This is a genomic window from Exilibacterium tricleocarpae, assembly GCF_007004655.1.
GTDB lineage: Bacteria > Pseudomonadota > Gammaproteobacteria > Pseudomonadales > Cellvibrionaceae > Exilibacterium > Exilibacterium tricleocarpae.
This window is the reverse complement of sequence record NZ_ML660094.1, coordinates 309445-331714: the sequence shown is the minus strand read 5'-3', so window position 1 is coordinate 331714 and position 22270 is coordinate 309445. Positions and strand designations below refer to the sequence as shown.

Here is a 22270-nt window from a genome sequence, read left to right as displayed (position 1 = left end):
GCCCTTCGGCGAGACGCTTTCAGCGCCGACAGACGAGATTGGCTATACCGGCCACAAGTTTGATGCTGATCTCGGGTTGAGTTATATGCAGGCCCGATATTATGATCCGGTGATTGGGCGGTTTTATGCGAATGACCCGGTCAGTGCGTTAACCTTCATACAGCAAGGCAATATCCAAGGATTTAATCGTTACGCTTACGCGAATAATAATCCTTACAAATATACCGATCCAAATGGCGAGAGTCCGACAATTGTGGCCGGTGCAGGAGCGGGTTGTGCGGCGACGGGCCCTGGGTGTCCGGTTGGAGCAGTGGTTGGTGGTGCTATTGGTGCGATCATTGGCATTGCCATTGCGGATGCTGCCATTAATCATTTTAATGAGTCGGCAGATTCTTCCGACTCTGGTGAAACTTCTTCAGGTTCAACGGAAACTGAAAATAAAGGGCAAGGACAAGCGGAGGTTGGCGATTGCCCTACTTGTGGTGGAAAGACAAGTAAAAAGCCTGGAAAAATTGGTCAAGCGCATGGTCTCAAGCCTAGAGAAGTTAAGGATAGAATTCATGGATTAAAAGACGATTCAAAGGTTTCCGGCAACCCTGATATTGAAGTTTGTAATGGTTGCGGTGAGGTCTTTCCACAAACAGATCAAGGGACACTTGGTGATAGTATCGGTAATATCGAGGAAGAGTTTTAATGGCTTTAGAAGTGAAAACTACATTACGAGTGTATTCTGAAACTCTCTTGATAGATGATTTCAAAGAAATACTGGGAGAACCATCGCGAGGCTTTTCAAGGGGTGACCCTTGGTCAAAAGGAAAAAGATTTCGCAAACATTCTTATTGGAGCCTTTCTTCATCGATTGAGCGTACATGTAGTTTCGATAATCATTTAAGTGAGATTCTCGATTTTGCAGAATCCAAAAAAGAAGAAATTATCGATCTTAGAAGTAAGGGTTGTGATATTGATATATCTGTTTTTTTTGATTCTGATAATGGTCAAGGCGGAGCAATATTATCGTCTTCAACGATGAAAAGGCTTAGCGATTTAGAATTAAGTTTAGTGTTTGATGTGTACGCTGATGGCTAAACGCGAAAAAGAAAAAAGGGATCGCTGGCGAATGAGAATAATTTTCTTTGAGCACTTTTTGGGAAAATGGATCGGTGACAATCAAAGATAGGTAAGGAGAAAAGAGAGAAAAGGGGACAGAAAAGGGGACGGAGGGATTATTTACTGAACAACTGAGCTTTTTAAGCCAATTGCAGTACACTCCCTCTCAACCTAAGCAGGCAACGCAAAGGATGTGCAATGCCAAGACGTGCCCGACACTATATAGCTGACCAGCCGTATCATATTGTGCAACGAGGTAATAATCGAGCGGCTTGCTTTATGGAGCCGGAAAATTACCAATGCTATTTGAACCTCTGGCGGGAGTTGGCAGATCGGTATGGCGTTAAAGTTCACGCCTTTTGTTTGATGACTAACCATATCCACTTCCTGGCAACACCCACGGAAGCTACCTCCTTGTCAAATACATTGAAAGTGGTGGGCAGCCGCTATGCCCAATACATCAATGTAAAATACAAACGCACGGGTACCCTTTGGGAGGGGCGCCACCGTGCCAGCCTGATTCAAAGCGAGAGGTACTTGCTTATCTGTTATCGCTATATAGAGTTGAATGCTGTGAGAGCTGGTATGGTAAAACGCCCAGAGGCGTATGCGTGGTCAAGTTATATGGCCAACGCGTGGGAAGAAAAAAGCTGGCTGGTTCCACACCAGGAATACTTGCGATTGGGTGAGGATCGATCAGGCAGAGCCTATGCCTATCGAGAATTGTTCCGGTCTGCCTTAGTAGAGGATGACTTACACCTTTTGCGAAAGGCCACTCATTACAATTACCCAGTTGGCGATGATGGTTTCTGTCAAGCCATTGAAGAAAAGTACGGGATTACATTGGGTAATGTGAGCAGAGGAAGGCCGAGGAAGAAAATGTATGACAAGTGAATAATAGATAATCCCTCCGTCCCCTTTTTCGGTCAGATACGTTGAAAGTTGTTGGCAGCCGCTACGCTCAATACATCAATGTAAAATACAAACGCACAGGTACCCTATGGGAGGGGCGTCATCGCGCCAGTTTGATTCAAAGCGAGAAAAAAGTTGGCTGGTTCCACACGAGGAATATTTGCGGTTGGGCGAGGATCGATCAGGCAGAGCTTATGCCTATCGAGAATTGTTTCAGTCCGCCTTAGCAGAAGAAGACTTACACATGGTGCGAAAGGCGACTCATTACAATCATCCGGTTGGCGATGATGGTTTTTGTCAAGCTATTGAAGAAAAGTACGGGATTACATTGGGTAATATGAGCATAGGAAGGCCGAAGAAAGGAATGGATGGCAAGTGAGTAGTAAATAATCCCTCCGTCCCCTTTTTCGATCCCTCCGTCCCCTTTTTCCTTTTCCTAATAGATAATCCCTCCGTCCCCTTTTCCACGAGATAACACCGCCCTGGCCGCCGGTATGCTGAGCGTCAAAACATACCAAAGGTCTGTAGATAAATCCAAGTAACTCTCTATTATTACAGCTCCAGAGATTCTGTTCTAAAAAAACTCACCACCTCAATATAGTGGTCCAATCGACTATTGGTTATCGTTGTCTAACAAGAATGTCTGTCTAACGAGAGTTTCTGTCTGACAATGACTCGGGATAGCTTTGAAAAGGTGTATTAAAAAAGTTCTCTGCTTCTATCTCTATGGAAAAAGCTTGTCCGATGGTCTTACCTCTTCCGCCCGACGAGATATGAACGCATAGAACCTTAAAAAGTGAATTCAAAAGTGTCAATAAAGTGAAGTAATCGATTGTGATGTTTCCTTAAAAAGTACAGGCCGTTACGAATTGATATATGTTCCGCGATAAAGTCGTATCAATAACCAAGTCAGCTCTGCCGGAAGGCAAACATGCAACCCGGGGTTTTAGCCGGTTATGACAGTTAAGCACAGCAAGAAAGTGAAAGTTCGTATATGGGCAGCATTTGCCAGTTATCTTTTCCTGACGGGGTGTGGCGGAGAATCGTCCGACAGTCCGCAAGCTCAGACACCACCGGCGCCGCCACTACCCGCGCCGGCAACTGTCAGTGCCAGTGACGGTACCTCTGCGGATGCCGTTCATATAAGGTGGACACCCGTAGACGCAGCAGAGGGATATTTAGTCTACGCCCGCTGGCAGGCCGATGCGGATTATACGCTGCTTGGTGAGGTGTCAGAGAGTGAGTTTTTGGATTCAGGAGCATCGCAGCAGACACGCCAATACGCCGTCAGAGCCGTCGGGGAAGACAAGCAGCCAGGTTTATGGAGTGAGCCTGATTACGGTCACCTGGCCCTGTCTGCGGCATGTGCCACGGCACCTGAAGCCGGTGAAGGCGTGCAGCAGCTCGGGCAGTTGAAGCGAGGCTTTGAAAGGCCCAGGGTAGTGGCCTTCGACGACGACGGCTTTATGTATGTCGGCGATGACAGGAATCTTACGAACGGTGAATGGCGTATCGTCAGGCTCAATCATGATCTCTATTCGGTCGCAATATGGGTGGGGACCGGCAGGCTCCTTGCTATGACAAACAGTAGTAGTGGTATGTCGTTTCTCATTCAAAACGAACTGTACCAGAGAGAGTTATTGCGGTTGAATGACGATTGCACGTCTGAGGTGATCGCAGGCGCGGCTGCTGGTATGCCCGGAGGTGCTTACACAGATTTAGCCGTTGGCGGCGACGTACAGAACGATAGGTTTTATATGGCCCGGCATGCGGCCGGCAACTCCAACATCGTCACGTTTGACACCGGCACCGATGAAGGTAGTCGGCAATGGCCGGTGATCACGCATAGCAGCGGCCCACCCAGCAAGGTCGAAAGTATTGCCGTGGATGCACAGGACGACAATCGCCTGTATGTGGCAGATGCCCGGAGAGGTCAGATTCTCGAACTGCGGTTGGATGGCGACAATGACACTATAGAAGTTGTCAATGCCCGGGACTTTCCGATGGCTGAAACCGAGCCGGCTGTTTCCTGGCAGATGATGGACCTGGTTGCAGACGCCGGCAGTCTGTTTCTGGCTGCCAGGTCCGACCAGGGCGACACAACGCTAATGTACTTCCCCGACGGCCTGGACGGGGAGGTCGATGTCCAGGATATTGGCAGTGGCTTTCGAAACCGGGTAACCGAAATCGATATGCATCCAATCAGCCGTCATCTTTATATGGTGGATGACCGCAACTCCTCATTGTATATCTGCGAGGCACCGGCATATACCTGCAGCGCTGAAATCCCCGGGGGCTCGCTGGTAACTATGGTACAGGACACCTCAGGCAGTATTTATATGGCTTATGCTTATCCCGGCTATATCAGCAAGCTCGACCGCCAAGGCAACCACGTAGTCGATTATCTTCTTCCGGAAAATCTGACTTACATCAGTGATATGAAGATAAAAGGTGATCGCCTCTATCTCTTGACGGGCGAGAATATAGGTCTCGATCCACGCTCGTGGTTGTTGGAGGTGAAAACAGATTTCTCCGAATCGTCCATCAGTGAGGTGCCGCCGGCCGACACGAATGCAGGCTTTGCCGCCAGTCTGGTGCCGGGCGAGGAGGATATCTTTGTCAGTGTTTTCAAGGCCTCTGCCGAGGATGACTTTGCCATTGATATCTATGGTATTGAGTCGATGACCGGCGAATTTGATTTCCTGTCTTCACTGGCAGACCCCGGATATATTCTGATACCGGGTCCTCTTGCCATCAGCCCTGATAATATCCTTTATTTCACGGTGGAATCCTTTCCGGTTTTTGGCCACGAATGGAGCTTGTATATCGCTAAATATGACTTGGCCAACGAGAGTTGGTTGCCGTCCGAATTCTTCGATGGCGTAATAGGAAGCCGAATAGGGCCGCTTAGGATTGATAGCGACAATCATTTGATTTACCTGGTTTCCAACCCCGATGACTTCGCCGTCTTCAATTTAGTCCGCCAAAATCTGTCCGCGGGAGAGCGCACAGAAGTGGCCTTTGACTATCCGTTTGATGTGTACAGCATGATGCTCGGTAGCGGCGGAGAGGTACTTTATTTTTACAACCGAACTGACCACAGCCTGTATCGCATGCCTTACCCTCCTGCACCCTGATTGGAGTCAAAGGGAGTTAAGCGGCCGGGGTGCAGGTTTAACCGCCTTTAAAGGAATTAATTGGACGGAGGATGATTAATGGGACGGAGGAGCTAAAGTTTAACCACCTCCAGACAAGTGAATACCGAGGCTTACTCTCTCCCCATCGGGCCGTCGCCCAACAGTTCCTCCAAGTCATCCAACCCCCCGGCATCGCTCGCCTCCTGCTGCCTGGCAATCGCCAGCGTATACCGCCCCAAAGTAGCATAGAGATCGACCAGGTCGGGAGCTACCGCCTGCAGGTCCGCCAACTGGCTCTCCACCGTGGCGATATCCCCGCGGGAAATCGGGCCAGTCAACGCCGCCACCGGACTGCGGGTCAGGGCGTTGTCCAGGGTATTGTGCATAATGGGCAGCAATAATTTTGCCGCCAGTTCCCGCTCCACACCCGCCGCTTCGAAGCTGCGCAGGCTCGCCTCCAGCAGTGTGACCAGATAGTTGCAGCCGATAACCGAGCCGGCGTGATAGAGCGTCTTGGCTTCAGCTTCGATAGCAAAAGTAAGCCCGCCGATCTGTTGGAAAGCCGGGATCAATTGCATCAGCGCAGCATGATCGCCCTCGGTGGCGCAATAACTACCGCCAAAACTGGCCAGCGATGCCGTGGGGTCGGCGAAACTGTGAATCGGGTGAACGCTGGCACGGTAGACGCCAAAGGTGTCGAGGGGGCGCAAATGTGCGGATGTCAGGGCGCCGCTGCAATGAAATACGACAGCGCCGGTGCCCACCCGTCTGCGCTCGGCAAGCTCGCGGGCGGTGTCCGCAATTGCCGCGTCGGGTGTAGCGATCAGCCATATATCGGCGTCCTTAAAAGCCTCCAACTCGCCGATGGCCTTCCCGGCGCCGGCGAAATCGCACAACGCCCGGGCACTGCCGTAGCTGCGCGAGTAACACTGCTGCAGGACCAAGCAGCGGCGCCGGTGCCAGAGCGCCGCCAGGGTCTTCGCCAGCTTGCCGCAGCCGATAATATTGAGTGTGGGTTTCAAGAGGATATCCTACCCCGAGCGACGACCACAGCCGCCGTCGCCACGGGCCGATCAGCCATGCCCCGCGGTGAGAACCACCCGGCGAGTAAGGCTCTGTGCCTGGTGGCGACTGCTTCAGTGGTGAATATAACAGTCGTCGTCGTTGGCTAGCAATGCTTTCAGAATCAGGCTGCGGTTGATCAGGCCCACCAGTTTGCCGTCGTCCACTACCGGGTAGTTTTTCGGTTTGCTCTGTAGCATGGTCTCGGCGATTTCGACGATGGAGGTATCCGGGGTAACGGTCAGTACGTCGGTGCGCATTACGGTGGTAACCACCGGCGGCTCCTCGCAATAGAATACATCGTTGAGCATTTCCTTGATGCAGTCCTGCTCAGAGACAAACCCCACGACTTTTTCATTCTCGTCAATAACCGGCGCGCCGATAATGCCGGCCTTTAACAGGCTTTTCACCACATCGCGCACATTGGCGGTGACGGGAATTGCATGGGGATCGTAGTCCATGAAATCTTTAACTAGGATGGAGTGCACGGGCAGCCTCTCCTCTGTGTCGCGTTATTGGTATCCACTCAATGACAAGATTAGCCTACTTTCCCCAGGGGCGTACAGCAAGTTGTTGTTGCGGGCAGCGGCTGTCAGATGGTGGGATAAATCGTCAGTCGTCAGTTATCAACTACAGCACTTTTTGTAGGCACGCACGGCATCCTCCAGCCCCAGTGCCAGGGCATCGACGATCAGCGCGTGACCGATGGACACCTCCAGCAGACCGGGCAGGCCGGCAAACTTGGGCAGGTTGTCGAGGTCGAGATCGTGGCCCGCATTGACCCCCAGCCCTATCCGGGTGGCGTGGGTGGCAGCCCGGCAGTAGTCCTGAAACAGGTCGTCGAGGTTGGCAGCCCGGCGCCGGCAGGCGGCTGCATAAGGGCCCGTATAGAGTTCGATGCGGTCGGCGCCGATATCCCGCGCCAGGCTGATTTGGGCGAGGTCGGGGTCCATAAACAGGCTGACGCGTATGCCCTGGTCTTTCAGCTGCCGAATAACAGGCGCGAGCCGGTTGCCGGCGGTGGTCAGGTCGAAGCCGTGGTCCGACGTCAATTGTTCGTTGCTGTCCGGCACCAGGGTGCACTGGTGCGGGCGGGTCTCTGTCACCAATTCCAGAAAGCCGGGGAAATTCCCCAGTTTTTGCGCAAAAGGATTGCCCTCTACATTGAACTCTATGCCCGGGTTAGCGGCGACCAGGCGTGCCAGTTGGCGCACATCGTCGGGCCGGATATGACGCTGGTCCGGCCGCGGGTGCACGGTCAAGCCATCGGCACCCGCCGCCAGGCAACGACTACCGTGGGCGACGACGTCGGGATAGTTGCCCGGGCGCGAGTTACGCAGCAGGGCGATCTTGTTGAGGTTGACGCTCAGTGCGAAAGCCATGGGCTGTGCTTAACTCTCGGGTTTTGCCGGTGTCTTGGGTTTGGCGGATGTTTCAGGTTTAGAGGATATCTCCGGTTTGGCAGATGTCCCAGGTGTGCCGGATGCCGCGGCCTGCTCCACGCGCCGCGCTTTGAGAATTCTTACCGGCACGTTGGGCGCCTCCGGATGCGCCCGATAGAGCCCGGTCTCTACCCTGGCAATTTGCTCCACGACATCAAAGCCCGTGATAACCTTGCCGAATACCGCATAACCGGGTCGCTCCCTGGTGGCATCGAGGTGAATATTGTTGGCGAGGTTGATATAAAACTGGGAGGTGGCGCTGTCGGGCGACGGCAAGCGCGCCATGGCCAGGGTGCCGGCCGTGTTTTTCAGCCCATTGGCCGATTCGTTGGGGATGGGGTCGGCGGTGGTTTTTTTGACGAAGTCGAACGTGAAACCGCCGCCCTGCACGACAAAGCCGCGCTTGACCCGGTGGAAGATGGTACCGTCGTAGAAGCGGCGATCGACATACTCGAGGAAATTTTTCACTGTCGCCGGCGCCTTGTCCGGATACAGTTCGATCAATACTTCGCCAAAGTCCGTATCCAGTTGCACCCGGGGGCTGCCGGTTTCCGCTGTGGCTTGTGACAGCCCCAGCACCAGGCCGAGAAGCAGGCTCAAACACCATTTGCGGGACCCTTGTCGGGACATGCCTTGTCGGGACATGAAAGTACTCTCCGTTAACGCCAGTCCGAATACCGCCGACGCGGCCGCACTGCCGGTACCACCAGTGCGATCACCACACCCAGCCCGACCGCGCCGGCTCCGTAAATAAACCAGGTCTGCAGAGACTTGTCGCCGAGGCGCTCATTTTCGGCCTTGAGCACATCGATTTCGGTCTGCAGGAGTTGGTGTTCCTCCATCAGGGTTTGATGGCGGCTGTTGAGATCGATCGCCCCGGCGGAGATCGTCTTGATCTCCGCCAGTTCATTGTTCAGTGTCTGCCCCTGTTTTTCACTGTCGTCCAGGCGCGCCGCAAGCTGCTGGTTCTGCTGCTGCAGTTGCGCGAGCTGTTGTTCCAGCGTTTGAGTGCGGTTTTGCAGTTGGCTGGCCGTCTGCTGGGCGGCCCGCAGTTTCAGCGTCGCTGTCGGCTCGGCGAGCAGGTACTGGTTGCGAATCCAGCCCTGGATGCCGCGCTCGGTTTCCACGCGCGTCCACTCGCCGCCCGGGTCCTCCTCGAGCACTGTCAGTTTGGTGCCGCTGCGCAGGCCCTTGTTGATGATGCGAAACTGTGTGCCCTGGCCGCTTCGCAGGGGCACATAGAGCACATCTGAGATATAGCGGACTTCGGCGTGGGCGGCGTTGATAAGCAGGGCGGCAAATAGCGCAGTTAGAAAAGGTCTCACGTTGCTTTCCATACAGTCTTGGTGCTTGGTATTCCGGTAATGTCGGGGTTCGGGAGTAGTGCCATAGCGCTTCCCGTCCGATATTCAACCCATCGTTTGCCCAATAGTATTTTACCTGGTGGTTCTGTGCATGCAGCAGTGTATCCGGCAGTCTTTTAATCCGGTTTATTATCCGGCTTATCCGGTGTTGCACATCCATTGTTGCTGTTTGTCCGGCGATGCCTTGGCCTATTGCTGCCTTATCGCTTTACCGGCTGCTCTTTCCCGAGCCCTGCTGACTTCTTCGCGGCCAGTACTCCGGGGCGTATTATACGCAGTTTACTCCAGTTAGCGAAAACATGCTTGTCAACTGGGTCACATTTAATTGTCAGGCACTCTCGACGCCAGCAAGTCGGTCTTCAGGGTAAAACCCGCTTGAAAGGCTTGACCTTGACCCCGGCGTAGACGCCGGCCTCGCGATACGGATCGGCATCGGCCCAGGCTTGCGCCTCCTCTAACGAGGCGAACTCAGCCACCACCAGACTGCCGCTGAAACCGGCGCTGCCCGGGTCTTCGGTGTCGGCATGCGGGTGGGGGCCGGCCAACACCAGCCGCCCCTGGCTTTTGAGTGCCTCGAGCCGAGCCAGGTGCGCCGCCCTGGCACCTTTGCGCCGGGCCAGGCTGTCGGCGACATCTTCGCTGATAATGGCGTATAACATAAGTGCTCCGGTAAAACGGCCGTCTATTGCTGGACGATAATATCTTCCAGGCTCAGGTGCGTGAGTTTATTGATACTGCGGAACAAATAAAACATGGCCGACATCATGACAACCATGGCGGGCACCATGATCACCGGGAAGCTCAGTGCTGTCATTTTACCCAGTTCCGCATTAAAGGCGACGGTTCCCGGAGGGCTGACCAGCAACACCTTGGCCAATATGTAGTTCAGGATTGATGACAGAAAGAAGGCGCAGGCCACGATCACTGAGGCGTTGCTGAGGGTTTTCTCAAACGCCGCTTCCGTGCCGTGGGTCTTCAGCGCATCGGCTACCTTCTCCACCTGCAGCACTTTATCGTTATACAAAAATGTTTTTACCAGCGGGTAGGGGGTTTTCAGGGAAATCAACGTTGCCAGTCCCAGCAGCCCCGGAATGGCGGCCTCTTTGATCGCGATATACTTCGGGTCAAGCTCCAGCAGGCTGATACCGCCGGTCAGCATGACACTGACAACACCCAGGGCGGAGAAAAAATTGACTTTTTGGGTCCGGGTGTAGTCCCGCAACCCGTAAATAATCGGAAAAGCCAATGCCACCACAATCGCCCAGCGGGTGCCGAGATATTCATCGCCACTCAACTTCATCAGGATCACGGTGGGGATAATGATATTGAACAGCAGGTTGGCAATCAGACTTTCATTTTTTTTGGGGTTTTTTTCGGGCGTGGCTTGTGTCATTCGTTCGCTCAAGGATAATAGAGTTAAATTACTGCTGGCAGTGCCAACCCGACGTCGCCGCGCTTGGCTGTCAGCGGCAGGTTGTCAACTGATGGGCCACCGACCGGGACTGGCAGGCCGTCAACTGACAGGCTGCCAGATGATAAGCTGTCAAGGGTGTCAATTGATAGTCCGCCAGTGATTGGTCCGTCAGTTGATCGCCTGCTTGCGGGCAGGCTGTCGATTGTAAGCCGGTAAGCTATTAACATACGAGGTGCTTTTTGCCGCTAGTTGATTTACATACCCACAGCACCGCCTCAGACGGTATTTTAAGCCCTGAAAATCTGGTGTCGAGAGCCAAATCGAAAGGTGTGGAGGTATTGGCACTGACCGACCATGATACCCTGGCCGGCGTGGCGGCGGCCACTGCTGCTGCGGCGGCCGCCGGACTTAAGTTGATTGCCGGGATCGAACTGTCCAGCCAGTGGCGCGGCCGGGGTATTCATATTGTGGGGTTGAATGTCGATACCGGGCACCCGGCTATGGCCGAGGCGCGCCGTCACCAGTTACAAGTGCGCGAGGAGCGCGCAACCCGCATTGCCGATAAGCTTGCTAAATACGGTTTCGAAGGGACGCTGGCGGGTGCCCGGCGCTGGGCGGGGGAGGCGGCCGTGGGGCGCCCGCATTTTGCCCGTTATCTGGAGGAGGCCGGCCATGTCGGCTCTGTCAATGAGGCGTTTAAAAAGTATCTGGGGGCCGGCAAGCCCGGTGATATCAAAGAGATGTGGCCCGCCATGGACCGGGTAGTGGGTTGGATCAGCGCTGCCGGGGGCGTCGCCGTACTGGCGCATCCGGACAAATATCAATTGACCCGTACCCGTCTGGTGGCGCTGCTGGAGGATTTTTGCGAAGGCGGCGGCAGGGCGCTGGAGGTCATCAGCGGTTTTCAGCAACAGCGGTTGACGCTGGAGCTGGCCGAACTGGCCCGACGCTTTGAATTGCATGTATCCTGCGGCAGCGATTTTCATGTGCCCGATCAACCCTGGCAGGAGTTGGGTGCCTGTGGCACTCTGCCGCCGGATTGTCCGCCGGTGTGGGCGCTGTGGGATGCCGCTTGAGTATTCGGTCCCGCGGGTCGAGTTGGAGCCATCGGCCCGACCCCCCGGCTCCAGACCCACCCGGGGCCACTGGTCTGGGGTCTCGGCTGTGTGCCATGTGCGCCACTGGCCTAAACCTCCGGCAGTGGGCCTATTCGAGATTACCGGCCTGAGCCCCCGGCTCCGGACCCGCTTGGGGCCACTGGCCTGAGCGCTCGGTGTCGGACCTACCGGGGGCTGCCGACCTGAATCTCGAACCCTGAGTCCAGTTGGGGCCATCGACAGACAGTCATAAGAAAATAGTCATAAAAAGGAGTCCTTGTGGCGCAGTTTTTCCAGATTCATCCAGAAACCCCGCAATCCCGCCTGATCAACCAGGCGGTCGATATCCTGCGACAGGGCGGGTTGATTGCTTACCCGACAGACTCTGCCTATGCGCTCGGTTGCCATCTCGGCGACCGCATGGCGCTCGATCGCATCCGGGCGCTGCGGGCGCTGGACAAGCGCCACAACTTTACCCTGATGTGCCGCGACCTGTCGGAGCTGGCCACCTACGCCAAGGTCAACAACCAGGTGTTTCGCATGTTGAAAAGTCACACCCCGGGCCCCTATACCTTTATTCTCGAGGCCACCTCCGAGGTGCCGAGGCGGCTGTTGCACCCGAAACGCAAGACCATCGGCATCCGCGTACCCGCCAATGCCGTGGCGCTGGCGCTGATAGAGGCGCTGGGCGAGCCGCTGATGAGCAGTACCCTGCTGTTGCCGGGGGACGAATTTCCCCTGACCGATCCCTACGATATTCGCGAGAGCCTGGAGCACCAGCTCGAATTGGTGATCGACGGGGGCTTTTGCGGGATGGAGCCGACCACAGTGGTGGACCTTACCGGAGAGGTGCCGCAACTGTTGCGCCAGGGCTGTGGTGACTTCTCAGCTTTTGAGTATAACTAATTGAAATGTAATAAGTTTCATCTTTTTTTCACGACGCTGTAATGGCTCGGTAATAACCGCTATAATGAGCCGCCCGAGGCGCCGACCCGACGTGTGTATTGACCGCGAACAATAACTCGAGGTGCCCATAGCCGAATCTGCAGCCCGAATCTGCGACCTGAACCTGCAACATAGGTATTTTTGTGACAAGCGACATTGAAGACCTGGCTGTCGTCGACGAGACGACCGCAGCCGCCGCCGAACAGGAATCGGGCCAGACTGTCACCGATGCACCGGAAAATACCCAAGGGGACGCCGCCCGCGGGCCGGGTGAAAGCAGTCACCCCGAGCAGGGTGAAATGCCGTTTGCGATTGTCCACGGCAAGGCCATTACCGAGCTTCCCAAAGACCTCTATATCCCCCCCGATGCCCTGGAGGTCATTCTCGAGGCGTTTGAAGGGCCGCTGGATTTGTTGCTGTACCTGATCCGCCGGCAGAATATCGATATTCTCGATATCAATGTGGCGCAGATCACCCACCAGTATGTGCGCTATGTGGAGATGATGAACGCGCTGCAGTTTGAGCTGGCCGCCGAGTACCTGGTGATGGCGGCGATGCTGGCGGAAATCAAATCGCGCATGTTGCTGCCGCGCTCCGCCGAAGACATTGAGGAGGAGGAGGACCCCCGGGCGCAGCTGATCCGCCGCCTGCAGGAGTATGAACGCTTCAAGAAAGCCGCCGAGGACCTCGATGAGCTGCCGCGCAGCGGTCGCGATGTCTTCCAGGCCTCGGCCCTGGCGCCGGATCGCAATCTGTCCCGCCCCGACCCGGAAGTGGACCTGAAAGAAATCCTGCTGGCCCTGTCGGAGGTGTTGCGCCGCGCCGATATGTATGAAAGTCACCATGTCGAGAAAGAGAGGCTGTCCACCCGGGAGCGCATGGCCCAGGTGCTGGATCGCCTGCAGGGCAACCAGTTTCTGCCGTTTGTAAGCCTGTTTACGGTACAGGAAGGCCGTCTGGGCGTGGTGGTGACCTTCCTGGCGGTGATGGAGCTGATCAAGGAATCGCTGGTGGAAATTGTCCAAAGCGACTCTTTCGGACCTATTCATGTGAAAGCAAGAACCCAATGATGATGGAAAGAGACCAACTGCGCCGCATTGTCGAAGGCGCTTTGCTGGCGGCCGGACAGCCGCTCAATATCGCCCGGCTGCAAAGTCTGTTCGAGGAGGATGAGCCTCCCGCCAAGGACGAGTTACAGGCGGTGTTGGAGGATATTCAAACCGATTGCCGGGGGCGCGGTTTCGAATTGAAGGAGGTGGGCAGCGGTTGGCGGTTTCAGGTGCGCGAGGAGAGTGCACCCTGGGTCAATCGTCTATGGGAGGAAAAACCGCAGAAGTATTCCCGCGCCCTGTTGGAAACCCTGGCACTGATTGCCTATCGCCAGCCCATCACCCGCGGCGATATCGAGGAGATCAGGGGTGTGGCGGTCAGCTCCCACATCATTAAGACCCTGACCGAGCGGGAGTGGGTGAAGGTGGTAGGGCACCGGGATGTGCCGGGCCGGCCGTCCCTCTATGCCACCACCCGCCGGTTTCTCGACTACTTCAATCTCAAAAGCCTGGAGGAGTTGCCGACGCTGAGTGAAATCAGCGATCTGGAAAAGCTGAACCCCGAACTGGAGTTGGGTATCGAAGAGCCCGCGGCGAGCGCCGCTGAGCCCGGTGCAGATGGCGAAGCCTCCGCGGACGGTGAGGCATTGGAAACAGAGGCGCTTATCGAGCTTGATGAGGACATGGCCGCACCTTTTGAAGGCGCCGCTGCTGCTGACGAAGCGGCGGCACCGCCGGAGGAAGTTGCCACACCCTCTGAGAAAATCCCGTCCGCAGCATCAGAACCTCTGTCTGCCGAGAAAGATACCGAGCAAGCTCCCGAGTTATTGGCAGAGACACTGGCGGACGCTATCGACACCAAACCCGGAACTGCCTCTTGAAGCCGCGGCCCGACACCGACAAAACCGACGAAAAGCTGCAGAAGGTGCTGGCCCGAGCCGGTCTGGGTTCGCGGCGTGAAATGGAGCGTGCCATCGAAGACGGGCGCGTTAAGGTCAATCACAAGGTTGCCCGTTTAGGCGATCGGGTAACCGCTACGGATACAGTGCAGCTTGACGGCCGCAAGGTGGCGGTGGCGCCGCCGCAGCAGCGCAGCCGGGTATTGCTGTACAACAAACCGGAAGGTGAAATCTGCTCCCGCGCGGACCCTGAAGGGCGGCCCACGGTTTACGACCGACTGCCGCGCCTGAAAACGGGCCGCTGGATTTCAGTGGGCCGGCTCGACTTCAACACCAGCGGCCTGCTGCTGTTTACCAACGACGGCGAACTGGCCAACAAACTCATGCACCCGTCGTCGGTGATTGACCGCGAATATTTGGTGCGGGTCCAGGGCGATGTCGACGACGATATGAAACAACGCCTGCGCGAAGGGGTGTTGCTGGAAGACGGCATGGCGCGTTTCACCGATATCGTCGACGGTGCCGGCGAGGGGCGCAACCGCTGGTTTTACTGCGTGGTCATGGAGGGGCGCAATCGCGAGGTGCGGCGCCTGTGGGAATCCCAGGGCGTCAAGGTCAACCGCCTCAAGCGGGTGCGTTACGGCAATATTTTTGTCCCCTCCCATGTGCGGGTCGGGCAGTGGATCGAACTGGACGCGCAGGAGGTCGACGAACTCTGCCAGACTGCCGGTGTTACCGGACCGGGCCGGCAACCGGTGTTGAGCCGGGCGGAACAACACAATCGTGACCGCCACCGGCGCCGCCTGCGCGCCGGGCGGGGCAAGCCGCGTCCCCGCGGTTGAGGCGGTGGGCCGCGCTCCGTGACAAGAGCGCCGCGCCAAGTTTCAGCACCGCAGCCTTTTCTTCGCCAACCGCTCCTCGCCAGCCATTCTTCGCAAACTACCTGGATTGTGTGTCGCACAACCGCGGCGCCCGCTGCCGGGGTCGGCGCCGTTGTGAAGTGTGGGCGAGGCGATTGTCAGTATTGGTGACCACTTGGTCAATGACTACTGCAAAGGCAAATCTGTGGTATAACGTGGCGCACTATTAATCTGTTCGGGGGGAAATTAATGGATGCGACTTTTTGGAATGGCAAGCGGGCAGCGGGTGTTCCCGACAGCCTGGCGGCGCTTTTTGAAAACTACGGCGAGCTGACCATACTCGATGTGTTTCGCGAAGCGGTGCAGGAACACGGCCAACGTCCTGCCTATACCGGTATCGGGCACACTCTGACCTATGCCGATATCGACCGCTACAGCGCCGCTTTTGCCCATTACCTGCAAACCCATACCGATCTGCGTCCCGGCGATCGCATCGCGATTCAGATGGCCAATCTGCTGCAATACCCCGTGACCCTGTTCGGCGCCCTGCGTGCGGGGCTGGTGGTGGTCAATACCAATCCGCTGTACACCGCCCGGGAGATGCTGCACCAGTTCAAGGACGCCGGCGTGCGGGCGCTGGTGTTTATGGACATGTTCGGCGACAAGGTGGAGGAGATACTGCCTGAAACCGATATCGATCACCTGATCGTGACGGGTATCGCCGACCTGCTGCCGGCGCCCAAGCGCTGGCTGGTCAACGGCGCGGTGCGGTACCTGAAGAAAATGGTACCGGCATTTAAGTTACCGGCGGCGGTGACGTTCAACGAGGCGCTGAAGCGGGGCGATGGCGGCACACCGCAGACGCCAACCGTGCGCAGTGAAGATGTGGCGGTTTTGCAATACACCGGCGGTACCACCGGTGTCGCCAAGGGCGCGATGCTGACGCACGCCAACCTGGTCGCCAACATGCTGCAGGTAAAAGCGAATCTGGAACAACTCGATGCCGAGGGGCGCAAGATTCACGAACCCGGTAACGAACACCTGGTGGCACCGCTGCCGCTCTACCACATCTATTCTTTTATCGCTCATATGATGGTGGCCATGAGCACCGGCGCCCACAATATTCTGATCGCCAACCCCCGCGATGTCGGCCGCTTTATCGACGCGATAAAACCCTGGCCGGTCACCAGCTTTGTGGGTATCAATACCTTGTTTGTTGCGCTGATGAATCACCCGGAGTTTGCCCGCTGCGACTTCAGCCACCTGAAAAGTACCGGCTCCGGCGGCACCGCCCTGGTGGCCGATACCGCCCAGCGCTGGAAGGAGATCACCGGTGTGGATATCGGCGAGGGCTACGGCCTGACGGAATGTTCACCGGTGGTGTGTGGCAATTTCGCCGCTGACCAGGTACGCCACGGCACTGTCGGTGTACCGGTGGTGGATACCGCATTGAAAGTGATCGATGCCGACGGCAAGGAGTTGCCGATCGGGGAGCGGGGCGAGTTGTGTGTCAAAGGGCCCCAGGTGATGAAGGGGTACTGGCAGCGACCCGAGGCGACGCGGGAAGTGTTTACTGAAGACGGCTGGTTTCGCACCGGGGATGTGGCGGTGATCGACGCCGACGGCTATGTGCGCATTGTCGATCGCATCAAGGATATGGTGTTGGTGTCGGGTTTTAACGTTTTCCCCAACGAAATAGAAGACGTGGTATCCATGCACCCGGCGGTGGAGTCCTGTGCCGCGATCGGCGTGCCCGATGCCGACACCGGTGAGGCGGTCAGGCTGTTCGTCGTCAGCAACGGCGAGGCGGTGACGGCCGAAGAGATCATCGGTCATTGCCGCGAGCATCTGACCGGCTATAAAGTGCCGAAGCAGGTGGTATTTCGCAGCGACCTGCCGATGTCCCCGGTGGGTAAAATTTTGCGCAAAGACCTGCGCGATGAGGTACTGGCCGAGGCTTGAGGGTAGTTGCCGGCTCAGCCGGCGACCACCCGGTTGCGGCCCTTTTGCTTGGCTTTGTAGAGGGCTTTGTCGGCGCGCTCAAACAGGCTGGCAATATCGTCTTCCGCTGTCAGCGTGCTGCAACCGACGCTGACGGTGGTGTGAACGGCATCACCCTTTAAACGGATGGCGAGTGTGTCTATGCCCTGCCTGACGCGCTCGGCGATAGTGGCAGCGCCGCTTTCACCGGTGTTGCTCAACACCACCACAAACTCCTCGCCACCGTAGCGAAAAGTGAGATCGGTTTCTCGGGAGGCGCGGCCGATCTGCTGTGCCACTTCGCGCAACACCTGGTCGCCGCCGCTGTGACCGAGGCGGTCGTTGATACTTTTAAAGTGATCGATATCGATGACCAGCAGCGACAGCGCCTGCCGGTAGCGCCGCGCCAGTCGCAGTTCGCGATCCAGTGTGTTCTGCATCGCCGCGCGGTTGCCGGCGCCGGTCAAGGGGTCCTGCAACGCGGTGTTAATGGCCTCGCGATACTTGAGCGCATTGCGCAGCGGGTAGAGCAGGGTGCCGATCAAAAACTCCAGCACTGTCAATTCCTGTTCCTTGAAGCGCCGACCGCGGGTGAACACGATTTCGCCCAGATTGTCGTCCGGGGTGATAAGTCGATAGGCGCTGCTGTGAACACAGGCTTTGCCGGTTTGAATCTGCACCGCATGGGCAGCGTGGGTGTAAGTGAGCCCGCTGACGCTCACCACGTCCTGCAGGGATTCGAAAAACAGGTTCACTAACTGGGTGAGGTCCAGTGTCGTCTGCAGCACCGAGGTCAGGTGGGCCCGCGCCTCGTCTCTATCCCGTCGTGGCGAGGGCATGCGTGCCCGCACGATATTGTCCTCGCGGATAAGGGCCGTTGGGCTTGTCTGTACCGGTGTAACCATAGCCGTGTCCTGAATGCAGTTGCCGCCTCGGCGGCAGGTTTTTCAACGCCCGCTTCGGTGCGCCGAGTACCGGGTGGAGCACTGGGCAGGGTACCGAAGTGGTTTTTGGCGAAACGTCTGCGGATAGTTGAGCGAAATTTGTGCCAGGTTTTTGGGGTTGCTATAAAAGTCTATAAAAATCAATGAGCTATGGGTTTTTTTAAGAGTTGTGGCAGGTGCGGACGACAAAAAGTCGTGGGCCCCGGCGGCAAGGCAGGGGAACACAATTGCCGCTCGCCAAAAAATTGGCGGGGGCAGACGGGTAAGATTTACAACGTATAACGGCTGTGGGTGATGGCGGGCGTTCCTGTCATTCGAGATCACACTTGGGCAGCATCACCGATATGGTCAGGCCGCCCTCGGGATTGTTGATGGCCTCCATGGTGCCGCCGTGTAAAGCTACAGTGCGCTTGGCGATGGCCAGGCCCAGGCCGTAGCCGCCGCTGCTTCTGTCGCGTGCCTCATCGGTGCGGAAAAACGGTTGGAAGATATCCGCCAGGCACTCCTCCGGCACCCCTGGGCCCCGATCGGAAATACGCACCCGAAAGTGGCTGTTCTCAAGCTGGTCCACCTTTACCGCGATCGGCGTGCGGGGAGAGGTGTAGTGAATGGCATTGCGCACGATATTTTCGAACACGCCGATCAGTGTATTGCCGTGGGTCGGCACCAGGGCGTCGTGTTCATCGGTGATCAACGACAGCGCCACCTCTTTGCTCTGCGCCTCCTCTCGGTAGCTCTCGGTCAGGGTTTCCAGCAGTGAGACCAAATCGAGCGTGTCGTTGAGTTCCCAGGATTCGTTTTCATTGAGGGGCAGCGAGAGAATGTCCGAAATCACATCGTTGAGGTACTCGGCTGCCTGCTTGATGCGGTTCAACTCCTGGTCGACGTCGCCGTTGCTGCGCTTTTGCGCCAGCGCCAGCGCTACCTGCAGGCGCGCCAGCGGCGAGCGCAGCTCGTGGGAGACGTCTTTGATCATGCGTTTCTGCTCGAGCATGGCCTTCTCCAGGCGCTCGGTCATATTGTCGAATTCCTGCCCGAGCATGCCGATCTCATCGCGACGGCCCTGAAACTGCGGAGTGACCCGCACGCTCAGGTCGCCGCCGGCGATTTTTTGGGTCGCCGTTCTCAGGGTGGTAAGCCCGCGGGACATGCGCTTGGCCAAAAAGAAACAGGCGGTGCCGCTGATCAGAATGGATACCAGCAGTGTCGGCCAGACATTGTTGAAAAACAGTTGCCAGAAAACATTGTGTCCGTCCGGGGTGGTGCTGGTGACTACCCGCACGACATTGCCGTCTTCCAACGTGATATGGCGGCCGAAGAAAACCTGCTCGGCAATCGGTCTTTCGGCATAAGGGGCATTGGGGGTAAGGCTCGGTAAAAACGCCAGGATGTCAGCGCTTAAGGGGCGGTCGAGCAGGTCCCTGCTGTTGTCATCAATAATGAAGAGATGACTGGTGGCCCATTCGGGTGCCGCTGCGAGCCCGTAAGTAACATCTTTTTTGGTGTGGTTAATGGCTTCTCTCACCACATCACGCATCAACCGTTTGGCCGGCTCCAGCTTGCGTTCCGCCTGGTATTTTTTGTTGAGATGCTTGTTGGTGCCGAGGTCGAACCAGTGCACCACCAGGCTGGTGCCAACGATCATCATGATCGTGATCAGCCAGAAGCTAAAAAATATTTTCAGATATAAACGGGTCATAAAAACGACATTCAAGGGGTGGACTACTGGTTTTGGGTCAACATGTAGCCGGCGCCGCGGATATTGATGATCAGGTCTTTACTGGCACCACACAGGCTGAGTTTTTTGCGAATATTGCTGACGTGTACATCGATACTGCGATCATAGGGTGTGAGTTTGCGCCCGAGCGCCTGCTCGGTCAGGGCCTCTTTGCTGATGACCTTGCCGGCCGAGCGCACCAGCAGCTCCAGTACCGTAAATTCCGCGCCGGTGAGATTGACATCCCTGCCGGCGATGCGGGTACTGCGACTGCCAAGATGCAGTTCCAGTTGGTCTACCTGCAGGGCATCCTCCGGTTCCTGTTGGGTTGCCGCGGCATCGGTGCGGCGCAAAATGGCGCGCAGGCGGGCGACCAACTCCCGCGGATTACAGGGTTTGGGCAGGTAGTCGTCGGCGCCCATTTCCAGGCCGACAATGCGATCCACGGTTTCGCCCTTGGCGGTCAGCATCAGCACCGGTGTCTGGCAGTAATCGCGTAACTTTCTGAGCACATCGAAGCCGTTGTGGATCGGCAGCATCACATCGAGCACAATCACCTCGTAGCTGTTGTGCGCGGTCTTCTCCAGGGCTTGCTGACCGTCGTGCGCCATGTCTACCGCAAAGCCTTCAGCGGTGAGGTATTCCTGCATTAAGTCACATAGCTCGAGGTCGTCATCGACCAGCAGTAAATCTGTCATAGGTATCCGTCGTTGATTCGGGCCGGTGCTGGAGACGCCGATGCGTTCGAGTGACTTTCAGCGCACCCTTCACCGCACTCGTTAATACGCCTTTTTATCACGCCTTTTATCACTCCCGTGCACTACAGTCCTGCCGTCGCACCGGGTTCACAGCCCGTCGTTATTGTTAGTGTGCTACATGGCGACCCGACTGTCATGACCCGGCCGCCGGGGATTTACCCTTCTTAACACAATTTTACCGTGGTTTGCCCGACTTAACCCGACCCCCCTCTATGATGGGAACCTGGTTGGGGTGCCGTTGCGGGGCCCAAACCGCCAAATGCTTGCTTGATACCCCGGCTGACTTGCTGAAGGTTTGACATCCACCGGCGCTTGCTAACCAGGTGGACTACTTTAGCGCTCTACACGTCCTCTCCACAATCCCCTATAGCCGGGGTTTTTTTCACTTGCCTTGCTCCTCGCTTGCCTAAGGTTGGCATTATTGGGACAATTCCGGCTCCTTGGATAGCGGGTAGACCGATGTGAGCAGGATTGGCCTGTTTTTTGGCAGTGACGAGGGTAACACAGAGGGGGTCGCTTACCGCATTCAGCGCCGCCTGGGCGAGGATGTGGTAGATGTGTTGGACATTGCCGACGTCACCCAGCTCGAGTTTGCCGACTACGACCTCATCATCCTGGGTATCCCGACCTGGGATTTCGGCCAGATTCAGTCCGACTGGGAGGAGTTCTGGGGCGATATCAGCGAGGTTGATTTCAGCGGCAAAACAGTGGCGTTGTTTGGTCTCGGTGACCAGTTCGGCTACGGCGATTATTTCCTCGATGCCATGGGTATGCTCCACGACGTGATTGTGGCCGCCGGTGCCCGGATAATCGGTCACTGGCCCACTGAAGGCTATGACTTTGACGCCTCCAAAGCCGAAATTCCCGCCGCCGGCAAGTTTGTCGGCCTGGCGCTCGATGAGGACCAGCAGGAGGAACTCACCCGCCAGCGCCTGGATCGTTGGTGTGAGCAAATTCATCTACAATTCGACTTGACCACGCCTCTGATTACTGTTGACGATTGAGGGTTTATCGGAGTGTGTAGCGGAGTGAGCGCGCAGCTATGAGTGAAAGCACAGAAAACGTAACTGGACAGGCGGGCATGAAAGGCAAGGCGAAAGGCCTGCAGCGCGTTCTCAACGCCGCGGTCTATTCCGCCCAGGGTGTCAGGGCGGCGTTTCGACACGAGGAGGCATTTCGCCAGGAGGTGTACCTGGCGCTGGTGATGTTGCCGGTCGCCTTTATCGTGGAGCTGACACAGGTGGAGCGCCTGCTGTTGGTCGGCAGTGTGGTCCTGGTGCTGATTGTGGAATTGTTGAACTCGGGTATCGAGGCGGTGGTCGATCGGGTGGGAACCGAGTATAACGAGTTGGCGGGGCGTGCCAAAGACCTCGGTTCGGCCGCTGTGTTTCTGTCGCTGCTGTTGACCGGGTATATCTGGGTGACCATTTTGTTTTTGCCGGGTTAGCTTTTGTGGACAGTTGGCCGCCAGCCATCTGAAACAGGGGCTGAACTCGTTAAGTTGACGGCAGCGGGAGGCGCATAAAAATCCATTGGCGATACGGAAGGTTACGAAGAAGAGTAGACAGCTACGGAAGGCGGAG

At 56.6% G+C, this 22270-nt stretch carries 23 protein-coding genes; 13 read left to right on the top strand and 10 right to left on the bottom strand.

Annotation, left to right across the window (positions count from 1 at the left end):
- The 5 genes from FKG94_RS28980 to FKG94_RS14535 all read left to right on the top strand — a co-directional run.
- Positions 1-694: RHS repeat-associated core domain-containing protein (locus FKG94_RS28980; RefSeq protein WP_218943532.1), on the top strand; the 694-nt coding region annotated here is incomplete at its 5' end.
- Positions 694-1086 carry a DUF4279 domain-containing protein gene (locus FKG94_RS14550; RefSeq protein ID WP_142905060.1) on the top strand — a complete coding sequence of 131 codons (393 nt, stop codon included), beginning with the start codon at positions 694-696 and terminating at the stop codon, positions 1084-1086. The genes FKG94_RS28980 and FKG94_RS14550, both read left to right, overlap by 1 nt.
- Positions 1087-1305: 219 nt before the next feature.
- Positions 1306-2001 carry a transposase gene (locus tag FKG94_RS14545; RefSeq protein WP_142905059.1) on the top strand — a complete coding sequence of 232 codons (696 nt, stop codon included), beginning with the start codon at positions 1306-1308 and terminating at the stop codon, positions 1999-2001.
- A 184-nt stretch (positions 2002-2185) separates the two neighbouring features.
- Positions 2186-2398 carry a hypothetical protein gene (locus FKG94_RS14540; RefSeq protein WP_142905058.1) on the top strand — a complete coding sequence of 71 codons (213 nt, stop codon included), beginning with the start codon at positions 2186-2188 and terminating at the stop codon, positions 2396-2398.
- Positions 2399-2975: 577 nt separating this feature from the next.
- Positions 2976-5156 (top strand): NHL repeat-containing protein, encoded by a 2181-nt coding sequence (locus FKG94_RS14535; protein ID WP_142905057.1) that lies wholly within the window; start codon positions 2976-2978, stop codon positions 5154-5156.
- Positions 5157-5287: 131 nt separating this feature from the next.
- Here FKG94_RS14535 and FKG94_RS14530 read toward each other — a convergent pair whose 3' ends face one another.
- From FKG94_RS14530 to FKG94_RS14500, 7 genes are all read right to left on the bottom strand, one after another.
- Entirely contained in the window at positions 5288-6178 is an 891-nt protein-coding gene (locus FKG94_RS14530) for a Rossmann-like and DUF2520 domain-containing protein (RefSeq protein ID WP_142905056.1), read from the bottom strand.
- A 114-nt stretch (positions 6179-6292) separates the two neighbouring features.
- The gene (locus tag FKG94_RS14525) at positions 6293-6706 is read right to left on the bottom strand and encodes a CBS domain-containing protein (RefSeq protein ID WP_142905055.1); all 414 of its coding nucleotides are present in this window, start codon (positions 6704-6706) and stop codon (positions 6293-6295) included.
- A 138-nt stretch (positions 6707-6844) separates the two neighbouring features.
- Positions 6845-7600: a pyridoxine 5'-phosphate synthase gene (locus tag FKG94_RS14520; protein WP_142905054.1), complete on the bottom strand. Its 756-nt coding sequence runs from the start codon at positions 7598-7600 to the stop codon at positions 6845-6847.
- A 9-nt stretch (positions 7601-7609) separates the two neighbouring features.
- Positions 7610-8305: a peptidylprolyl isomerase gene (locus FKG94_RS14515; protein ID WP_342779085.1), complete on the bottom strand. Its 696-nt coding sequence runs from the start codon at positions 8303-8305 to the stop codon at positions 7610-7612.
- 14 nt (positions 8306-8319) lie between these two features.
- Entirely contained in the window at positions 8320-8985 is a 666-nt protein-coding gene (locus FKG94_RS14510) for a TIGR04211 family SH3 domain-containing protein (protein ID WP_179957654.1), read from the bottom strand.
- Between the two features lie 398 nt (positions 8986-9383).
- A complete protein-coding gene (locus tag FKG94_RS14505) occupies positions 9384-9683 on the bottom strand; it encodes a YciI family protein (protein ID WP_142905052.1) in 300 nt (99 codons plus the stop codon).
- Between the two features lie 23 nt (positions 9684-9706).
- Entirely contained in the window at positions 9707-10417 is a 711-nt protein-coding gene (locus FKG94_RS14500; protein ID WP_142905051.1) for a VC0807 family protein, read from the bottom strand.
- 260 nt (positions 10418-10677) lie between these two features.
- Here FKG94_RS14500 and FKG94_RS14495 point away from each other — a divergent pair, with 260 nt between their 5' ends.
- The 6 genes from FKG94_RS14495 (at position 10678) to FKG94_RS14470 (ending at position 17250) form a co-directional block, all read left to right on the top strand.
- Complete coding sequence (locus tag FKG94_RS14495; RefSeq protein ID WP_142905050.1) at positions 10678-11514, top strand: PHP domain-containing protein; 837 nt, start codon at positions 10678-10680, stop codon at positions 11512-11514.
- 300 nt (positions 11515-11814) lie between these two features.
- The gene (locus tag FKG94_RS14490) at positions 11815-12441 is read left to right on the top strand and encodes an L-threonylcarbamoyladenylate synthase (protein WP_142905049.1); all 627 of its coding nucleotides are present in this window, start codon (positions 11815-11817) and stop codon (positions 12439-12441) included.
- A 182-nt stretch (positions 12442-12623) separates the two neighbouring features.
- Positions 12624-13550, top strand: coding sequence for a segregation and condensation protein A (locus tag FKG94_RS14485; protein ID WP_246125163.1), 927 nt, complete (start codon positions 12624-12626; stop codon positions 13548-13550).
- The gene (gene scpB, locus FKG94_RS29205; protein WP_246125161.1) at positions 13547-14410 is read left to right on the top strand and encodes an SMC-Scp complex subunit ScpB; all 864 of its coding nucleotides are present in this window, start codon (positions 13547-13549) and stop codon (positions 14408-14410) included. The genes FKG94_RS14485 and scpB overlap by 4 nt, the downstream gene beginning before the upstream one ends.
- Positions 14407-15270, top strand: coding sequence for a 23S rRNA pseudouridine(2605) synthase RluB (gene rluB / locus FKG94_RS14475; RefSeq protein WP_142905048.1), 864 nt, complete (start codon positions 14407-14409; stop codon positions 15268-15270). The genes scpB and rluB overlap by 4 nt, the downstream gene beginning before the upstream one ends.
- A 267-nt stretch (positions 15271-15537) precedes the next feature.
- The gene (locus tag FKG94_RS14470) at positions 15538-17250 is read left to right on the top strand and encodes an AMP-binding protein (protein ID WP_142905047.1); all 1713 of its coding nucleotides are present in this window, start codon (positions 15538-15540) and stop codon (positions 17248-17250) included.
- Between the two features lie 14 nt (positions 17251-17264).
- Here FKG94_RS14470 and FKG94_RS14465 read toward each other — a convergent pair whose 3' ends face one another.
- The 3 genes from FKG94_RS14465 to FKG94_RS14455 form a co-directional block, all read right to left on the bottom strand.
- Positions 17265-18173 carry a GGDEF domain-containing protein gene (locus FKG94_RS14465; RefSeq protein WP_142905046.1) on the bottom strand — a complete coding sequence of 303 codons (909 nt, stop codon included), beginning with the start codon at positions 18171-18173 and terminating at the stop codon, positions 17265-17267.
- Positions 18174-18522: 349 nt separating this feature from the next.
- On the bottom strand, positions 18523-19911 hold the full coding sequence (locus FKG94_RS14460; protein ID WP_142905045.1) for an ATP-binding protein: 1389 nt from the start codon (positions 19909-19911) through the stop codon (positions 18523-18525).
- Positions 19912-19934: 23 nt separating this feature from the next.
- Positions 19935-20627, bottom strand: coding sequence for a response regulator transcription factor (locus FKG94_RS14455; protein ID WP_142905044.1), 693 nt, complete (start codon positions 20625-20627; stop codon positions 19935-19937).
- A 521-nt stretch (positions 20628-21148) separates the two neighbouring features.
- Between FKG94_RS14455 and FKG94_RS14450 the strand changes: the two genes are divergently transcribed.
- Together FKG94_RS14450 and FKG94_RS14445 are read left to right on the top strand one after the other, a co-directional pair.
- A complete protein-coding gene (locus FKG94_RS14450; RefSeq protein WP_142905043.1) occupies positions 21149-21691 on the top strand; it encodes a flavodoxin in 543 nt (180 codons plus the stop codon).
- 38 nt (positions 21692-21729) lie between these two features.
- Complete coding sequence (locus tag FKG94_RS14445) at positions 21730-22134, top strand: diacylglycerol kinase (protein WP_425460047.1); 405 nt, start codon at positions 21730-21732, stop codon at positions 22132-22134.
- Positions 22135-22270 lie beyond the last annotated feature (136 nt).

What these genes read in the sequence shown, in the direction of transcription:
- FKG94_RS14445 (WP_425460047.1), top strand. Translation starts at nt 21,730, where the DNA reads ATGAGTGAAAGCACAGAAAACGTAACTGGACAGGCGGGCATGAAAGGC.
- FKG94_RS14500 (WP_142905051.1), bottom strand. Translation starts at nt 10,417, where the DNA reads ATGACACAAGCCACGCCCGAAAAAAACCCCAAAAAAAATGAAAGTCTG.
- FKG94_RS14550 (WP_142905060.1), top strand. Translation starts at nt 694, where the DNA reads ATGGCTTTAGAAGTGAAAACTACATTACGAGTGTATTCTGAAACTCTC.
- FKG94_RS14545 (WP_142905059.1), top strand. Translation starts at nt 1,306, where the DNA reads ATGCCAAGACGTGCCCGACACTATATAGCTGACCAGCCGTATCATATT.
- FKG94_RS14515 (WP_342779085.1), bottom strand. Translation starts at nt 8,305, where the DNA reads ATGTCCCGACAAGGCATGTCCCGACAAGGGTCCCGCAAATGGTGTTTG.
- FKG94_RS14465 (WP_142905046.1), bottom strand. Translation starts at nt 18,173, where the DNA reads ATGGTTACACCGGTACAGACAAGCCCAACGGCCCTTATCCGCGAGGAC.
- FKG94_RS14460 (WP_142905045.1), bottom strand. Translation starts at nt 19,911, where the DNA reads ATGACCCGTTTATATCTGAAAATATTTTTTAGCTTCTGGCTGATCACG.
- FKG94_RS14520 (WP_142905054.1), bottom strand. Translation starts at nt 7,600, where the DNA reads ATGGCTTTCGCACTGAGCGTCAACCTCAACAAGATCGCCCTGCTGCGT.
- FKG94_RS14470 (WP_142905047.1), top strand. Translation starts at nt 15,538, where the DNA reads ATGGATGCGACTTTTTGGAATGGCAAGCGGGCAGCGGGTGTTCCCGAC.
- FKG94_RS14505 (WP_142905052.1), bottom strand. Translation starts at nt 9,683, where the DNA reads ATGTTATACGCCATTATCAGCGAAGATGTCGCCGACAGCCTGGCCCGG.
- scpB (WP_246125161.1), top strand. Translation starts at nt 13,547, where the DNA reads ATGATGATGGAAAGAGACCAACTGCGCCGCATTGTCGAAGGCGCTTTG.
- FKG94_RS14455 (WP_142905044.1), bottom strand. Translation starts at nt 20,627, where the DNA reads ATGACAGATTTACTGCTGGTCGATGACGACCTCGAGCTATGTGACTTA.
- FKG94_RS14535 (WP_142905057.1), top strand. Translation starts at nt 2,976, where the DNA reads ATGACAGTTAAGCACAGCAAGAAAGTGAAAGTTCGTATATGGGCAGCA.